14 protein-coding genes are annotated in these 16423 nt (G+C 42.8%); 1 reads left to right on the plus strand and 13 read right to left on the minus strand.

Going from position 1 to position 16423, the window contains the following annotated elements; translation table 11 throughout:
* Positions 1-59 precede the first annotated feature (59 nt).
* From ACORHV_RS06470 to ACORHV_RS06495, 6 genes are all read right to left on the minus strand, one after another.
* Entirely contained in the window at positions 60-1004 is a 945-nt protein-coding gene (locus ACORHV_RS06470; protein WP_070683889.1) for a glycosyltransferase family 2 protein, read from the minus strand.
* A gap of 1 nt (position 1005) precedes the next feature.
* A complete protein-coding gene (galE, locus tag ACORHV_RS06475; protein ID WP_070683842.1) occupies positions 1006-2025 on the minus strand; it encodes a UDP-glucose 4-epimerase GalE in 1020 nt (339 codons plus the stop codon).
* A gap of 101 nt (positions 2026-2126) precedes the next feature.
* On the minus strand, positions 2127-3230 hold the full coding sequence (locus tag ACORHV_RS06480) for an NAD(P)/FAD-dependent oxidoreductase (protein ID WP_070683840.1): 1104 nt from the start codon (positions 3228-3230) through the stop codon (positions 2127-2129).
* A 16-nt stretch (positions 3231-3246) separates the two neighbouring features.
* Positions 3247-4044 (minus strand): Nif3-like dinuclear metal center hexameric protein, encoded by a 798-nt coding sequence (locus ACORHV_RS06485; RefSeq protein ID WP_070683838.1) that lies wholly within the window; start codon positions 4042-4044, stop codon positions 3247-3249.
* Entirely contained in the window at positions 4031-4708 is a 678-nt protein-coding gene (locus ACORHV_RS06490; protein ID WP_070683836.1) for a tRNA (adenine(22)-N(1))-methyltransferase, read from the minus strand. The genes ACORHV_RS06485 and ACORHV_RS06490 overlap by 14 nt, the downstream gene beginning before the upstream one ends.
* A gap of 207 nt (positions 4709-4915) precedes the next feature.
* On the minus strand, positions 4916-7252 hold the full coding sequence (locus tag ACORHV_RS06495) for a cation-translocating P-type ATPase (protein WP_008293183.1): 2337 nt from the start codon (positions 7250-7252) through the stop codon (positions 4916-4918).
* 132 nt (positions 7253-7384) lie between these two features.
* Between ACORHV_RS06495 and ACORHV_RS06500 the strand changes: the two genes are divergently transcribed.
* Positions 7385-8134, plus strand: coding sequence for a lysophospholipid acyltransferase family protein (locus ACORHV_RS06500; protein WP_000500176.1), 750 nt, complete (start codon positions 7385-7387; stop codon positions 8132-8134).
* 42 nt (positions 8135-8176) lie between these two features.
* Here ACORHV_RS06500 and ACORHV_RS06505 read toward each other — a convergent pair whose 3' ends face one another.
* The 7 genes from ACORHV_RS06505 to ACORHV_RS06535 form a co-directional block, all read right to left on the minus strand.
* Positions 8177-8869 (minus strand): alpha/beta hydrolase-fold protein, encoded by a 693-nt coding sequence (locus ACORHV_RS06505; RefSeq protein ID WP_000175784.1) that lies wholly within the window; start codon positions 8867-8869, stop codon positions 8177-8179.
* The gene (locus ACORHV_RS06510) at positions 8850-9860 is read right to left on the minus strand and encodes an ABC transporter substrate-binding protein (protein WP_084944154.1); all 1011 of its coding nucleotides are present in this window, start codon (positions 9858-9860) and stop codon (positions 8850-8852) included. Before ACORHV_RS06510 ends, ACORHV_RS06505 begins: the two co-directional genes overlap by 20 nt.
* Before the next feature lie 19 nt (positions 9861-9879).
* Entirely contained in the window at positions 9880-10635 is a 756-nt protein-coding gene (locus tag ACORHV_RS06515; protein ID WP_000364120.1) for an ABC transporter ATP-binding protein, read from the minus strand.
* 1 nt (position 10636) lies between these two features.
* A complete protein-coding gene (locus tag ACORHV_RS06520) occupies positions 10637-11683 on the minus strand; it encodes a FecCD family ABC transporter permease (protein ID WP_000949322.1) in 1047 nt (348 codons plus the stop codon).
* Positions 11684-11984: 301 nt separating this feature from the next.
* Entirely contained in the window at positions 11985-12596 is a 612-nt protein-coding gene (locus ACORHV_RS06525) for a CadD family cadmium resistance transporter (RefSeq protein WP_000531728.1), read from the minus strand.
* A gap of 713 nt (positions 12597-13309) precedes the next feature.
* The gene (rpsO, locus tag ACORHV_RS06530; protein ID WP_001018251.1) at positions 13310-13579 is read right to left on the minus strand and encodes a 30S ribosomal protein S15; all 270 of its coding nucleotides are present in this window, start codon (positions 13577-13579) and stop codon (positions 13310-13312) included.
* A gap of 144 nt (positions 13580-13723) precedes the next feature.
* Positions 13724-16423 (minus strand): FtsX-like permease family protein, encoded by a 2700-nt coding sequence (locus ACORHV_RS06535; protein WP_434397858.1) that lies wholly within the window; start codon positions 16421-16423, stop codon positions 13724-13726.

The following is a 16423-nucleotide window of genomic DNA, read 5'->3' on the forward strand; positions in this document are numbered from 1 at the left end:
CACCAAAATTCCGGAGTAAAAGAATTATAAAAACAAAAAGTAACTACACTAGATAAATTCTATCTTTGTTTTGACTTACCATCACTTTTTTCTTTGACGAGATAGAGTGGTCTTTTTTTGGTCTCTAGATAAATCTTACTGATATACTTACCGAGAATCCCAATCGTCAGGAGTTGAATCCCTCCAAGAAAGAGAATGACAGCCATCAGAGAGGTCCAGCCAGATGTCGGATTTCCCAAGATAAGGGTCCGAAACACCACAAAAACAGTCATCATAAAAGAAATAAAACAAGATAGGAGTCCCGCTACAAAGGCTATACTCAAGGGAAAATCTGAAAAGTTAAGAATTCCTTCAATCGAGTAGAAAAAGAGTTGTCTAAAACTCCAACTGGTCTTGCCAGCCTGTCGTTCAACGTTTGGATAATCAAGATAGTGCGTTTTAAAACCCACCCAGGCAAAGAGTCCTTTAGAAAAACGATTGGACTCGGTCAGGGTCAAAATAGCATCTACCACAGATCGTCTCATCATGCGAAAATCACGGACACCTGAGGGCAGAGCTACTGGGCTAATTTTTTGCATGAGGCGGTAAAAGAGGTCAGCACAGAAACTGCGGAAAAAGGGTTCTCCCTCCCGACTAGTTCTCCGTGTTCCAACACAGTCTATATCTGCATTTTGGTCTAGTAAGGCTTTCATCTCAAGTAGCATACTAGGAGGATCCTGAAGGTCTGCATCCATCACGACCACCAAGTCTCCAGTTGCATGCTGCAAGCCTGCGTATAAGGCTGCCTCTTTCCCAAAATTTCGTGAGAATGAGACATAACGGACCGTAGGATTCTGCTCCCGATAGGTCTTCAAAAGCTGCAGGGTCCCATCGATTGAGCCATCGTCTACAAAGACATATTCGACATCTGCTCCCAAGTCAGGAAGCAGAGCTTCCACAGACTGATAAAAAAGAGGAAGTACTTCCTCTTCGTTTAGACATGGGACGATGATTGAAATCATCATCTTAGTCTTCAAATCCATTTGGATGCTTGCTTTGCCAACGCCATGCGTCTTCACACATTTGGGTGATGTCGAGTTCTGCTTCCCATCCGAGCTCTGCTTTGGCTTTTGCTGGGTCTGAGTAGCAGGCAGCGATATCACCTGGGCGGCGTTCTACGATGCGGTAAGGAATAGGACGTCCCACTGCTTTTTCCATATTTTGGATAATTTCAAGAACGGAATAACCTTTACCTGTTCCAAGGTTATAAACATTAAGACCTGAACCTTTTTGGATTTTTTTCAAAGCTGCAACGTGACCTTTAGCTAAATCGACAACATGGATATAGTCACGAACCCCGGTTCCATCTTCTGTATCGTAATCATCTCCAAACACTTGTACTTGTTCTAGTTTGCCCACTGCTACTTGTGAAACATAAGGCAAGAGATTGTTTGGAATTCCGTTAGGATTTTCTCCCAAGTCTCCACTTTCATGCGCTCCGATTGGATTAAAGTAACGAAGCAAAACCACATTCCATTCTGAATCTGCCTTGTAGATATCCGTCAAAATTTCCTCTAGCATGAGCTTAGTACGACCGTATGGATTGGTCACTGAAAGCGGAAAATCTTCTAAGATTGGAACTGTATGAGGGTCTCCGTAAACTGTCGCAGAAGAACTGAAGATGATGTTCTTACATTTATTTTCTTCCATAGCTTTCAAAAGACTAACAGTTCCTGCGATATTGTTGTCATAGTAGGCAAGAGGGATGCGGGTTGATTCGCCAACAGCCTTCAAACCAGCAAAGTGAATGACACCAGTCGGTTCTTCCTGCTTGAAAATATCTCTGAGTGTATCTGTATCACGAATATCTGCCTCATAAAAAGGGATCTCAACTCCTGTGATTCTTTCAACAACTTCTAAACTTTTACGATTGCTATTGACAAGATTATCCACCACAACGACTTGATGACCTGCTTGGATCAACTCAATAACAGTGTGGGTTCCGATAAATCCAGCACCACCAGTTACCAAAATCTTTTCTTGCATCTTTCTTCCTCGATTCTCGGATTATTTTTTCTTATTTTATCATTTTTGATAGGGAATGTCATTTGACATCCTAAACTACCTGCTAAAATTTCAGTAAAATTTTATTCGCTTTTTACTCGTTTGACATAGTTTTCAATTGGATATTTTACTGGATCCAAAGTCAACTCCTTGTCTTGGACAAGTTGAGCTAGATGATATCCGATGATTGGACCCGTTGTGAGACCTGATGAACCTAGACCACTAGCCGCATAGGCACCTGCTAAGCCAGGTACTTCCCCAAAGAAAGGGGAGAAATCACTGGTATAGGCACGGATTCCTACTCGCTCACCTCTTTTAGTAGCTTCAGCCAAGGCTGGGTAGTATGGCAAGGCTGCTTCCTCCATTTGTTGAAGCAAGGTTTCATCTACCGTCAAATCAAATCCCATATCATTTTCATGGGTAGCTCCTAGGGACAATTTCCCACCTGCAAAAGGAATCAAATCCCACTCCCCTTCTGGCATGACAACAGGGTGAGATGCTAGGTCTTTAGAGAGCTGATAATCTCGGAGTTGCCCCTTTTGGGGACGAACATCTACCTCATATCCTAAAGGTTCCAAAATGTCCCCCAACCAAGCTCCTGTCGCCAAAATAACCTGATCAAACATCTCTTCACCAATCTGGTAACCGGATGCTAAAGGTGTCAGACTCACTTTTTCTTTGACCAGCTTGACTTGACTGGCTTCTAGCAAACGAGTCACTAAGAGGTGACCATCTACTCTCGCTCCACCAGAAGCATAGAGCAGGCGGTCAAATCCCTGCAAACCAGGGAATAATTCATTTGCAGATGCTTGGTCTAAAATGGCTAATTGACCTATCAAGGGAGATTCTTCCCTACGCTGAAGAGCTAGTTCATAGAGTTCTTCCAACTTGGATTCGTCCTTTTTCAAGAGATAAACTCCTGAGCGTTGGTAAAAGTCGATTTCCTGACCAGACTTTTCTAAATCAGCCAACAAATCCACATAAAAGTCAGCCCCCAAACGCGCCATCTTATACCAGACTTTATTACGGCGTTTGGAAAACCAAGGACTGATAATTCCCGCTGCTGCCTTGGTTGCCTGACCCTGACCATGGTCAAAAACTGTTATCTCTAGGTCAGCTTCTTTAGAGAGGTAGTAGGCAGCTGTCGCCCCCACAATCCCTGCTCCAATAATGGCAACTTTTTTCATTGTCTTCACCTTCTAACTAGATATGGTGGAAAGGATCGGTCGATGCTTGACTAGGCAAAATATCAATAGACCAGCCCTTTTCTGTCTTCCATTGAGTAAGGAGTGCAGCGATTTTTTCCACAAAAAGCACTTCGATATAATGTCCTGGGTCCAGTGCTAACAGGCCATCAGACAGCATATCCTGAGCTGTGTGATAGTAGATATCGCCAGTGATATAGACATCTGCTCCCTTAGCTAGAGCATCCTTATAGAAAGATTGGCCACTACCACCACAGATAGCCACTCTTGAAATGAGCTTCTGCAAATCACTCTCTTGATAATGCACCATTCGAAGACTATCAAGACCAAAGACTTGCTTGACATGCTGGGCCAATTCCCCAAATATCTGAGTTTGAATATTTCCAATCCGCCCAATCCCACGTCCTGGGCCTGTTTCTTGCAGATAGGTCGTGTCCTCAATACCTAGCATCTGGCAGAACCAGTCATTTAACCCGTTATCAACGATGTCAATATTGGTATGGCTGACATAAACCGCAATGTCATGCTTGATCAGGTCGATGTAAATCTGATTTTGCGGACGGCTAGCTACCAGATCCTTGATGGGACGAAAGATTGGCGCGTGCTTGACGATAATCAAGTCCACACCCTTTTCAATGGCCTCTGCCACCGTCTTTTCTCGAATATCGAGAGCCACCATGACTCTTTGGGTCTCCTTGTCTAGAGTACCGATTTGCAGGCCACGACTGTCACCCTCCATTGAAAACTCCTGAGGGCAAAAGCCTTCATAAGCTCTAATTACTTCACTTGCTAGCATGGAGCACCTCCTTGATGGCTTGAATTTTATCTACAAGAACTTGACGTTCCTCAATATTTTTTTCTGGGATTTGATTAAGGGCAAACTCTAACTTAGCAGCTTCTTTTTGCCATTTTTGGACAAAGACTGGGCTGACTTCTTTGGACAAGAAGGGACCAAAGCGAACATCACTGGCTGATAGCTTCATTTGTCCTGCTTCCACCACCAAGATCTCATAAAACTTACCAGCTTCTTCTAGAATGCTTTCTGCTACAATCTGAAATCCGTGCTCTTGTAACCAGATGCGCAAGTCGTCTTCACGATTATTGGGTTGGAGGATTAAACGTTCTACACTCGCAAGCTTATCCAATCCTTCTTCTAATATGGTCGCAATCAAACGTCCTCCCATACCAGCAATGGTGATAACCGACACTTGGTCTGCCTCTTCAAAGGCTGCCAAGCCATTGGCTAAACGGACTTGGATTTTCTCCTTTAGACCGTGAGCCTCAACATTTTTAACCGCAGACTGGTAAGGACCTTCCACCACTTCCCCTGCAATAGCGCTTTTGATTTGGCCTCTCTCAACTAACTCAATAGGCAGATAAGCATGGTCACTCCCCACATCTAGTAAAATAGCTCCCTGTGGTACAAAAGACGCCACCAATTCTAATCTCTTTGAAATCATCTTCTCTCACTTTCCAAAACTCTGTTACCTCTTATTATACCACATTTCATACTCTTCAAAAATCAAATTCAAACCGCGTCAACGTCGCCTTGCCGTACTCAAGTACAGCCTGCGGCTAGTTTCCTAGTTTGCTCTTTGATTTTCATTGAGTATCAGCTAGCAATCTTGCACCTAAAAAGACCGCAATCCACAGATTGCAGTCTTTCTTTATTTTCTAGCTTGGTAACGACTGGTTAGAATGAAAATCACGGTAAAGACCAACATCATGGCCCCATAAACAGGCAGTGTTTGTCCTGTAAGTGTCGAAATTTCAAGCAGTTTCTGGATTCTTGGGAAGAGAGCTGTGGCTAGGAAACCACCTACTGACCAGACAATCAAGAGGACACGCCAGAGGGTAAATGGCATGCAGGCTCTAAATACAGATAAGAAACCGATAGACCCCAAGAGATAATAGAGTAGGGTTGAGATTTCTAACTCAGACCAACCTTGACTCGCTCCAAAAATTTTCACAAAAAGAACGCTGAACACAACCATCAGTGCGCTTGGTAGGGCACGAAGCATGGATTTTCTGAGGAAGTTTGCTTCGACTGGTTTGATATTTCGCTCAAAAGTCAGAACAAATGGCGGGAACCCTTCCACGAACTGGTCAATCATGGTAATCTGGATTGGAATGAAGGGGAAAATCAAAATCCACTCAGACCGTCCTAGAAGAGCACTGGCGATACAGATGACAGCGAGCAAGAAGGAATAGATTGTCTTTATCAAGAAAATCGGTGCAATATGGGCAATGTTATTGACCACACGACGACCTTCAAAGAGAATCTCAGGAACATCATTAAAGTCAGAGTTCAAGAGAACCAGATTAGCAATCTGACGAGTCGCAGGATCTCCTTCAGCCATAACGATCGAACAATCTGCTTCGCGGAGAGCTAGGATATCATTGACACCATCCCCTGTCATTGCCGTTGTATGCCCTGCTTTTTTCAGCGTTTGGATGATGAGTTTCTTTTGATGAGGGGAAACACGACCGAAAATAGCTGTCTCTTCAGCCATGGCAATCAATTCCTCATCCGTGATTTTTGAGCAATCTACATAGCTGTGATAGTCTGCAAAACCAGCCTTTTGGGCAATGCTGGAAACCGTGACTGGATTATCACCAGAGATAATCTTGAGGCCTACTTCCTGGGAACGAAGATAGTCTAGTGTCTCAGCTGCTCCTTCTCGAATCGGATCCAAGATTTCCAGCAAGGCCAGGGCCTGAATATCAGATGGTTTCTGTGGTTTGTGGTGGTCTAGTTTTTCCTGACTAAGGGCTAATACCAAGACACGTGAACCTCTCTCTAGAGCCTCTCTGGCTTCAGGGACTTCATTGTCCAACAACATCTCGGGCGCTCCTAAGAAAACAGTTCCCAAATCTTCCAACTCCATAGCTCCCCACTTACGGTCGCTTGAGAAAGGAAGATTCGAAAGCATAGGATAGGAAACCTGACCTTGGAAACGCTGGCGAATGGCTTGGGCTGTTGGATTTTTATCCTCACTATGAGCTATGTAGCTGGTCAGAATGTTAGTAATAGCCTCATCATCATAAGTTTCCGTCAGAGGAAGAACCGCCTCCACCTGCATCTTTCCTTGGGTGATGGTGCCCGTTTTGTCCAGACAGAGCATATCCACGCGCGCCAAGGTCTCGACAGAGTACATCTCCTGCACCAAGACCTTTTTCAAGCCCAGCTTAATCACCGCAGTCAAGAGCGAAGTAATGGTCAAAAGGGCGATTCCCTTAGGCAACATTCCCAAAAGGGCTGTTGACGAATTTACAACGGATGACTTGAGGGGCAAGCCTTTTAACATCAAGGCTTCTAACAAGAGAGCTAGACCAAAGGGAATGATAATTTTCCCAGTAAAACCAGCTAGCTTGTCTAGCGATTTCATGATACGGGAGTTGATTGGTTTCACTGTCTTAGCTTCCAGCATGAGTTTGGCAGCATAGTTTTCTGCCCCGACATGGTGGACTTGAGCCAAAACTGCGCCACTGGCTAGGAAACTCCCTGATAAAAGCAAGACATCCACTTCTTTTTGCACCAAATCACTCTCACCCGTCAACATAGCTTCATTGACTTCCGCAAATCCTTCCAGAACCAGAGCATCACTAGGAATCTGCTCTCCAGCAGACAAACGAATGACATCTCCTAGAACCAACTCTTCTGGATCGAGAGCAACTTCTTGACCATCACGAATGGTTTTGACCTTTTCCTTGGTCATGAGATTGAGCTTGTCCACCATGTGTTTGGCCCGTAGCTCAGTCACAATCCCAGAAAAAGCGTTAAAGCAGATAACGGCAAAGAAAACCAGATTGCTCCAAGCCTGCACAAAGGCCAGCGCTAGAGCAATAACAAAGTTTAATGCGTTAAAAAGTGTAAAAACATTTCGTTTGATGATTTGCCAAGTACTGGTACTGGCCGAAGCGGTAAAGTCATTGACCAAACCTTGAGCCTGTCTTTCCTTGACTTCTCTTTGGGTTAATCCCATTATCTTATTTTTATCCATAAACTCTATCATATCATTTTTTTTAAAAGAATTCTAATCCCATCTAAAACTGTTAGCTGATAACTGAAAAAGTTTGCCAGCAGTCTTTTGATAAGGTATAATAATAAAAGCAATACAATCGAAGGAGATCTCATGTTTTATACTTATTTGCGTGGACTAGTCATGCTGATCTTGTGGTCCATCAATGGCAATGCCCACTATCACAATACTGATAAAATCCCTAGCCGAGACGAAAACTATATCCTCGTCGCACCTCACCGTACCTGGTGGGATCCTGTTTACATGGCCTTTGCGACCAAGCCAAAACAGTTCATCTTTATGGCCAAAAAAGAGCTGTTTAACAACCGTATCTTTGGCTGGTGGATCCGTATGTGTGGCGCCTTTCCTATCGACCGAGAAAAACCTAATGCCTCTGCCATCAAGTACCCTATCAACGTCCTCAAAAAAAGCGACCGCTCTCTCATCATGTTTCCAAGTGGGAGCCGTCACTCAAACGATGTCAAGGGTGGCGTAGCCCTGATTGCCAAGATGGCCAAAGTCCGTATCATGCCTGTTACCTACACCGGTCCTATGACCTTGAAAGGCTTGATTAGCCGTGAACGTGTCGATATGAACTTTGGAAATCCTATCGATATCTCAGACATCAAGAAAATGAATGATGAAGGGATTGAAATGGTTGCAGACCGTATCCAAGCAGAATTCCAACGTTTGGACGAAGAAACCAAGCAATGGCACAATGATAAAAAACCAAACCCACTCTGGTGGTTTGTCCGCATCCCTGCCCTTATCCTTGCAGTGTTTGTTGGTATCCTAACGATTATCTTTAGCTTTATCGCAAGCTTTATCTGGAATCCAGATAAGAAGAGAGAGAAACTTGGTTAAAAAATACAATTATCCCTTGGCAAAAGCCAAGGGATATTTCTTTTATGCAATTTTCCATTTTTGGGACAACCAGTTGGAAAAGGCTAGAAATCGCTCAGCCACTTGCTCATGATGCCCGTAAGGATCAAAGACAAACTGACCAGTCGGATAATGTTGCTGAAGACTGGTATGAATCTGCTCAGCATAAACTGGTGCTTGAGCCAGACGATTGGTATGATGGGCTCCTTCTGTTTGACCATTCTGTAAATACAACAAACAGTCCAAATTTTTCACCTTTTCATCCCTGCAATAAGTCGTAAAATCAGGATACCAAAAGGAACCGCAGATAGAGAAGATACAGGAGAACTTGTCAAAATGGAAAAGACTGTATACTGCTGCCAAACCACCTAGTGAGTACCCTCCATAGGCAAGGCGATTTTTGTCCAGACGATAAAGCGACTGCAACTTATCTAAAAGACCTCCAAATAAATGACTATGATAGGTATTTGCCTGACCGCCAAAATCCGGAGCCCCCTCTCTCAGAGCAGAGGCCTTCCAGGGTGTGTAGTCATCTAGGCGATTTTTAGAGGTCAAGCCCACTAAAATCACAGATTCAGAAAGGGAAGATAGGAAATCCAAGTTTCCATCATTCAAGAGAACAGCTGGATAGGTTTGGTTGGGATCATAAGTCGAAGGAAGGCTGACCTTGACTTGGATCCCTTCCCAGTCAAACTCATTATTTATTGATAAAGTCATTGATTTTCTCAAGGGAATCAATCACTGCTGGACCATAGTCCATTAACTCATCGTAAGAAATGGTCATGATTTTTTGATTCTTAATAGCAGGAACATTTTCCAAAACTTCATTTGCCTTCATCAACTCTACTGCGTTAGCATCCAATTTTTTATTGCGGTCGCTGGTTACATAGATAATCAACTCAGGATCCATTGACACGAGATTTTCCAAGGTCAAACCTGATGTTCCCGTTGCAACGTTGGTATAACCAAGTTGATTTAGAAGGCTCTCTTGCAAAGCAGACTTGTAAGCACCGAAGGTTTCGTCATTATAAGCAACCATAATCAAAGCCTTTTTCTTTTCACCTTGGCTTGTTGGATTTGCTTTCTTAACAGCGTCAATTTTAGCTTGTAATTGGGCTGCGTATTCATTGGCCTTGTCCTGAACATTGAAAATCATTCCAAGATTTTTGACATCTTCTACGATATTTCCCAAATCTTGCTGAATTGTTGAGAGAGAAGCTTTTTGCGTATAAACTGGGATTTTGTTTTCATTCCAAGCGCTAACTGTTCCCAAGGATTTTTCTGAAAACATCATGTTTCGACCCATCACCGCATCTGGCTCATAAGAAAGGACTGTCTCTTGAGAGACTGTTTTTTTATCACCAATTTGAGGAATGGTCGCAATCGCGTCCTTGTATTTGTCTGTTACAGCATTGTCAGGGTTGAGCATGCCAGCAATTTTATCCTTCAAGCCTAACTCCAATAAGATTTCAGTGGTTGAAAGATTGTTGGTGATAACTTTTTCAGGTGCCTTGTCAAAGACTTGTTCGACTTCATTTCCCTTAATATCATAGGTTTTAACCGTTAACGGATAAGTCGTCTCTGTGCTGGCCTTTTGACTTGTTTCTGTGCTAGACTGTGTGGTAGCTTTTTCTGTAGTAGTGTTACCACAAGCTGCCATGGTTAAGGTAGCTACTGTTACGAGTAAAATGCTTAGTGTTTTTTTCATCTTATTTTCCTTTTTACTTTTATAAATAGTGAATCATGGCTTGCTGATCCTCGGTCCAAGTCACCTGACTTTGAACTCCGTATACAGTTTGCAATGACTCAGGGGTGATGGTCTCCTTTGGAGTCCCTTGGTAAAGGATTTCTCCCTCTTTCATCAGATAGAGATAATCCGAATAGCGACAAGCAAGTTGAATATCATGTAGGACAGCTAGAACATTGACCTTGAGATTCTTCACAATGGCCAGCAAGTCTAACTGGTACTTGATATCCAGGTGATTGGTTGGCTCGTCCAGGAGCAAGAGAGTCGGTTCTTGCGCCAAGGCGCGTGCTAATAAGACTCGCTGTTTCTCCCCACCTGAAAGAGACGAATAGAGACGAGTTTTCTTCTCAAGCATATCCACCTTGACGAGAGCATCTTGAACGAGGGCATAATCCCTTTCCTTTTCCTTCTGTAAAAAAGAGAGGTGTGGAGTCCTTCCCAGCAAGACGATTTCCTCAACTGTACAATCAAACTGCAATTGATTAAACTGGGTGACGACCGCCATCTGCTTAGCTGTTTCTTTGAGTGACCAATGTTCCAAAGGCTTTCCATCTAAGCTTATCAAGCCTTTGTCCGCCTTTTCCTGACGATAGAGGAGTTTAAGCAGGCTGGTTTTTCCACTTCCATTTGGCCCTAATATCGTATGAAATTGATGCCCCTCAACCTTAAGAGAAACTCCTTTGAGGATTTTTTTCTCTCCTAGTCCAAAGTGGACATCCTGACAAATCAAGTCCATATCAGGCCCTCACCTCCCTTCGCCTACCTCCAACAATGTAGATAAAGAAGGGAGCACCTACTAAGGCTGTGAAAATACCAATCGGCAACTCAGCGTTTGGAATGATGACACGAGAGAGTACATCTGCCCAGATGACAAAGAGGGCACCCAGCAAGGTCGCAACAGGAAAAAGTCTCCTGTAATTCGTTCCTACTAACCCTCGAGCTAAATGTGGAGTAATCAGTCCAACAAATCCAATAATCCCACAAGTTGCCACCAAGACAGCTGTCAGCACAGCCACCATGGTCACATAAAGATACCAATAGAAGCGTAAGGGAATTCCCAAAGTTAAAGCAGCCTCATCTCCCATCATCATCGCATTAAAAACACGATACTGAGTAGCGAAAAATAGAAAGACCATTCCTACTACTATAGTTGGCAGAACCAAGTCTGCCCAAGTAGTCCCGGCAAGCGATCCCATGGTCCAAAACTTAATGGTCATCACACTGTCCGCATTAGCGCCAACTGAGATAATAAAGTTGGAAAAGGCTAGAAAGAGAGCGTTGACCACCGTTCCTGATAAAATCAGACTAGAAGTCGTCATCCTTCCCTGCATAGAGGCAATGATAAGGACAGCGATTGTTGCCAAAATAGCTCCAAGGAAAGCTCCAAGGCTAATCATCACTTTTAAACCAAGAATGATGCTCAAAGTTGCCCCTAGAGTTGCACCCGCAGAAATTCCTAAGACATAAGGCTCTGCGATGGGATTGTTCACTGTAGACTGCATCACGCTACCACACATAGAAAGACCAGCCCCTACTATCAGACCTAACAATACTCGGGGGAATCTCATGTTCCATACAATGGCAAGAGTAGACTTGGAAACCTCTCCTATCTCAAGAGGAAATCCCAATCTGCTCAAAATGATCCGATAGGTATCTCCTAGATCAATCGCAACAGACCCCATAGAAACAGCTAGAAAAAGTGAAATCCCTAAAATACCTAGCAAAACACCTAAAAGTAACACAAATTGTACGTTCTGTCGGCTTCCAGAAAATTTGGAAAGCATGAAAACCTCCTTATACAAAATTAAAAATTTAGAAAATTCTCATAAAAAGTATACCATATTTCTACTAGATGAACAAGGATGGAGACATATATAGACAAGCCGAAGATTGTACAAAAATGTTCGTGAAACAAAAAAATCTCCCCGAAGGGAGATGATCTGGTTTATTTTACCTTACAGTGCTAGGAACCGTAACCGAAGATTATACTTGAGTATATCGAGGTAAGGTGACAACATAAAAAGCCCTCTGAAATCAGAGAGCTTGATTTGAGCCCGGGCTAAAATCCTAGTGAAACAAAAAAATCTACACGATCAGAAAAGTCTCTATCGTGCCATTTTCATACATGATGTATAGTCCAAGTAGAATGAATACTATGGGCACAATGATTCGCTCGTATTTTTCAATTGTCTCGAATATTAACGGAATAGAGGATAACATCCGACTAATCTCGCAAAAGATAATTATGCCGATTACAAACACAAGCAACGCCACGAGGGTCTGTGACCAATCTAACGAAGCAAAATAAGGTATATAGATACCTAAATTATCTCCGCCAGACGCAATTGTCAGCAATGTAACTGTCCAAAACAGTTGATTTGCCTTGCTTTGTTCTAATCTTTCAATAATTTCTTCCTCTTCTTCCTCACCTTCTCCAACAATTGCAAAGCGAATCCCTAAATAGATAGGGATTAAACCAAGCAATCCAACCATCCATTCTTCAGGCACGAAATTAACGACATAAGCAGCAACTAAACTCGCCCCTACAAGTAAGCCTGTTCCTAGATATTGCCCCGCATAAATATGCCATTTCTGTTTATTCTGTGATAGCTGTGCAAATAAAATAATTAAAATAATTAAATAATCGATACTGGTGGAAATATAAACACCAATAGCAGATATGATTGTCTGTCCCATAAAAACCTCCTGTATTAGTCAGTAATAAATCAGTAGATTTTAGGAGAGCACAGACACATTAATTTAGCTATCGCTAGTGGGTAATGTCGAACGTAGGAAAGCATTTTACTCCTCCTCAAAACGTAGTTACAAAGTAATTTCTAACTGGAATTCGGTGACTACTTCCATGTAAAGTATAACATACTATACTTTACTTCGTAAAGTGTGGGCTCTCCGAGGGGGCTTGCAGACAGTTACTCGGCTTGAAAAGCCGAGTAACTGCGCACCTTCATGGTGTCATTAGCTGATACCATTTGAGGTTTTTGTAGTCTCCAAAATTATGACCGATAAAACTAGATAAAGAAGGGAGCACCTACTAAGGCTGTTTTTGTAGTCTCCAAAATTATGACCGATAAAACGAAATGATTAAGACATACCCTGACGGCTTGGTTTTTGTAGTCTCCAAAATTGTGACCGATAAAACCTCAATAAAAAAGCTCTCTGAAGTCAGAGAGCTGATTTGATCTCGGGCTAAAATCCTAGTGAAAAAGATGAAACTCCTTGTGTTCATCGAACACTGTTTCCTTTCCCTATTTTCATACGGATTTTTGGAGCCCTTAGCATCATAATTCTTGCTGGATAAAACGTTTATAGACTAGGCGACGAGGCGAAGATTGTACTAATGGTACATCGAGCTGAAGCCAACGAAGTATAGAAACGTTTTAGACGCAAGATTAGCGACGAAGTCCGAGAGAGTTGATCAACTCACGGTAACGGTTAACGTCGTTTTTACGCAAGTATGCAAGCAAGTTACGACGGCGACCGATTTTCTTCATCAATCCACGGTAAGTAGCGTGGTCTTTTTTGTGTTGTTTGATGTGTTCGTTAAGGTGGTTGATTTCCCAAGTAAGGACAGCAACTTGAACCTCTACTGAACCTGTATCACCTTCGTGACGTGCATATTGTGCGATGATTTCATTTTTTTTCTCTTTTGAGATTGCCATGATGTTTCTCCTTTTTATTTGGCTTCATCCGAGTGACAGGTTGGCATGCCTGTAACCAAGAAGAAGTTATTTGTCTTTACGACAGTTCTTATTCTACCAAGAAGCAGAGACTTTGTCAACTGATTTACTGTTTAAAACCTTGAATTACTCTACTGATTTCAAGGCTTCGAGCATATCCACTTTTCTCAAGCAGTGATTAACAAATAGGCCTAATAAGGCTAAGATTACAGTCGCTGCGACGATTGGAAGAGCATAGACTTCCCAGCTGACCTGAGGATAAAAAAGTATGGTGGCCGGTGAAATCATTTGAATCAAAAATTGATGTAAATAGTGGCCGGCTACCAAACCGAGAGCAATTCCCACAAGGGACAGCACCATAGTCTCGCGGTAGATATAGAGAGTCACTTCTTTATTATGGAAACCAAGAACCTTAATAGTGGAAAGTTCACGGATACGTTCTTCCACATTGATATTGGTGAGATTGTAAAGAATGACAATGGCTAGTAAGACGGAAACAAGGACAAGGATTGCCATGGTTTTATTGAGAGAATTGGCTACAGATTCAAAGAGATGGATAGCCGTTGCATTTTGGACGACCCCAGAAACAGCAGCTTTTCCCATGAAAGTAGCCGCTTCTTTCTCCGTATTGGAAGGTGTTGGGTCTTTTAATTTTACTAGGTAGGTATTGTCTTGCGGACTGGTTCCATAGACTTGTTCGTAAGTCGCACGGTTTAGATAAACAAAGTGTCCAACATAGTTTTCAGAAATAGCCGCAACCTTGATTTCCTTCCCGTCAAGCTCCAGCTTGTCTCCAACCGTAACACTTGCTAATTGGGCTAATTTTTGACTCACGACCGCTCCATTAGTGACCTGCAACTCTCGCCCATTTTCCTCTAATGTGATAAAGGGATTGAAGTCTTCTCCACTAGTAACCATCATGGTGATGGTTTGAAGTCCTGCTTTTCCTTTGAAATCTTTTTCAATGGATTTAGAGTAAATCTTTTGATAAGCGTGGATCGATTCAGCTTGCAAGGCACTTTCCAGATCTGCTTTTTCTTGCTCCGTTGCACTGCTCTTTTCTGCTACAATCATCTGGTATTGCTGGATTTGTTCAAATTGGCGTTCGGAAACTCCTCCCACAGATGACTGAATACCAAGACCAGCAAATAAGAGAGCAACTGAACCTACAACTCCAAAAATGGTCATCAGCATCCGTTGCTTATAACGAAAGATATTTCTTGCCGTAACCTTATGAGTAAAACTCAAACGACTCCAAATAAAGCTCAGTCGTTCCAGCAAAATCTTTGATCCCTTAACGGGAGGTTTGGGAAGTAAGAGTTGGGCTGCTTCATCGTGCAACTCCCTTCGCGCCACCAGATAAGCCGGCAAAACACTAGATACCCAACTCAAGGCTAGGGCAAGGATACTATAAGACCAATAGAAATACTCGTGACTTTTTCCAACAACCATCCCAGCTGTTATAACATCTGAAATCACCCCTGCAAGAAGATAATGTCCAAGAAGTGTTCCTATAATGGTTCCCACAGTTCCTGCAAGAAAACCATAGAGGACAAACTTGGCAACAATATCTCGGTTGCGGTAACCCAAGGCCTTGAAAATACCTGCATTGGTGCGTTCTTCATCTACAAAGCGAGTCATCGTTGTAAAGGTCACCATTGCAGCGACCATATATAGCACCACTGGGAAGATATTTCCGACTGAACGAATGCTTGATGATGCATTGCTGTACATGAGGTAGCCTTGACCACCTGGCATGGTTTGGCGATTGTATACGTGGTATTTCGGCTCTGCCAGTTCATCAAGCTCTTTCTGACGCTGTTCAAGCTTCTCTTTTTCCTTAGTTAGATCACTCTCTGTCTGAGCCAGTTTTTCTTTTTTTGTCGCCAGTTCTTCCTTAGCTTTTGTCAGCTGTCCCTCGATTTGACTCTTTTGCGGTTCTGGTAAAGCGGTCGCTTGTTCTTCTTGCGTTTTCAAGCGACTTTCGGCCTGCTCTAACTGACTCTTGCCATTTTCAAGGTTGCTTTCAGCAGTTTGGAGCTGTTCTTTGCCCTCTTCCAAGCTCTTTTGCCCATTTGATTTGATACTTGCCAATCTTTTTTGACCATTATCAGCAAGTAAGTCTTGCAACTCTTCCTGATGTTGGGCTCGTTTGGTCTTATAGTCTGATGAAAAAGTATCCAGATTTTTTAAATCGTCATAGCGCACACGCGCAATACTATAAACATCTGAGTCAAACTGACTGGGTAAAATTACTCCATAGCCAGTCAGGTTGCCATTTCCACTACTAGCACTTCCTAAATCTTCTTTAGAAAGAATCTCACCCGACTCAACAAATCCAGTAATTGTAAAAGTTTGGGATTTTACGATGGACTTTTCTTCTTTCTTAGTAAAGGTAATGGTCTGCCCAATCTGATAGCGGTCTTTCCAGAAGTCGGCTAGGGCAATTTCCTCATTTGTCTCTGGCAGTCGCCCTTCTGTCACTTGGAAGGTTGAAATGCTCTCTGGTTTGGAATAAAGTCGAACTGCTTCCTCACCATTTTCAACGGTTAGGTCTACCATATAGCCAAACTCAACACTTGCTCCTTGAAGGGTCTTTAGTTCGTCTTGGTCTTCTTTGTCCAAGCCATAATCAGCTATTACGGCCAGATCCAGGGTATTGGCTTTACGGAGATAATCCCCTGCCGTACGTTCCATGTTTGGACTGGCTACTTTAAGACCTACTAGGGCTAAAGAACCCAGCATCATCAAGGTTAAGATAGAAACAAAGCGTCCTTTTGAAGTCGTCACTGACTGAAATAGGTCTTTCCGATATGTTTTTTTCAT

The sequence above is a fragment of the Streptococcus sp. KHUD_016 genome (assembly GCF_051106465.1).
Lineage (GTDB): Bacteria > Bacillota > Bacilli > Lactobacillales > Streptococcaceae > Streptococcus.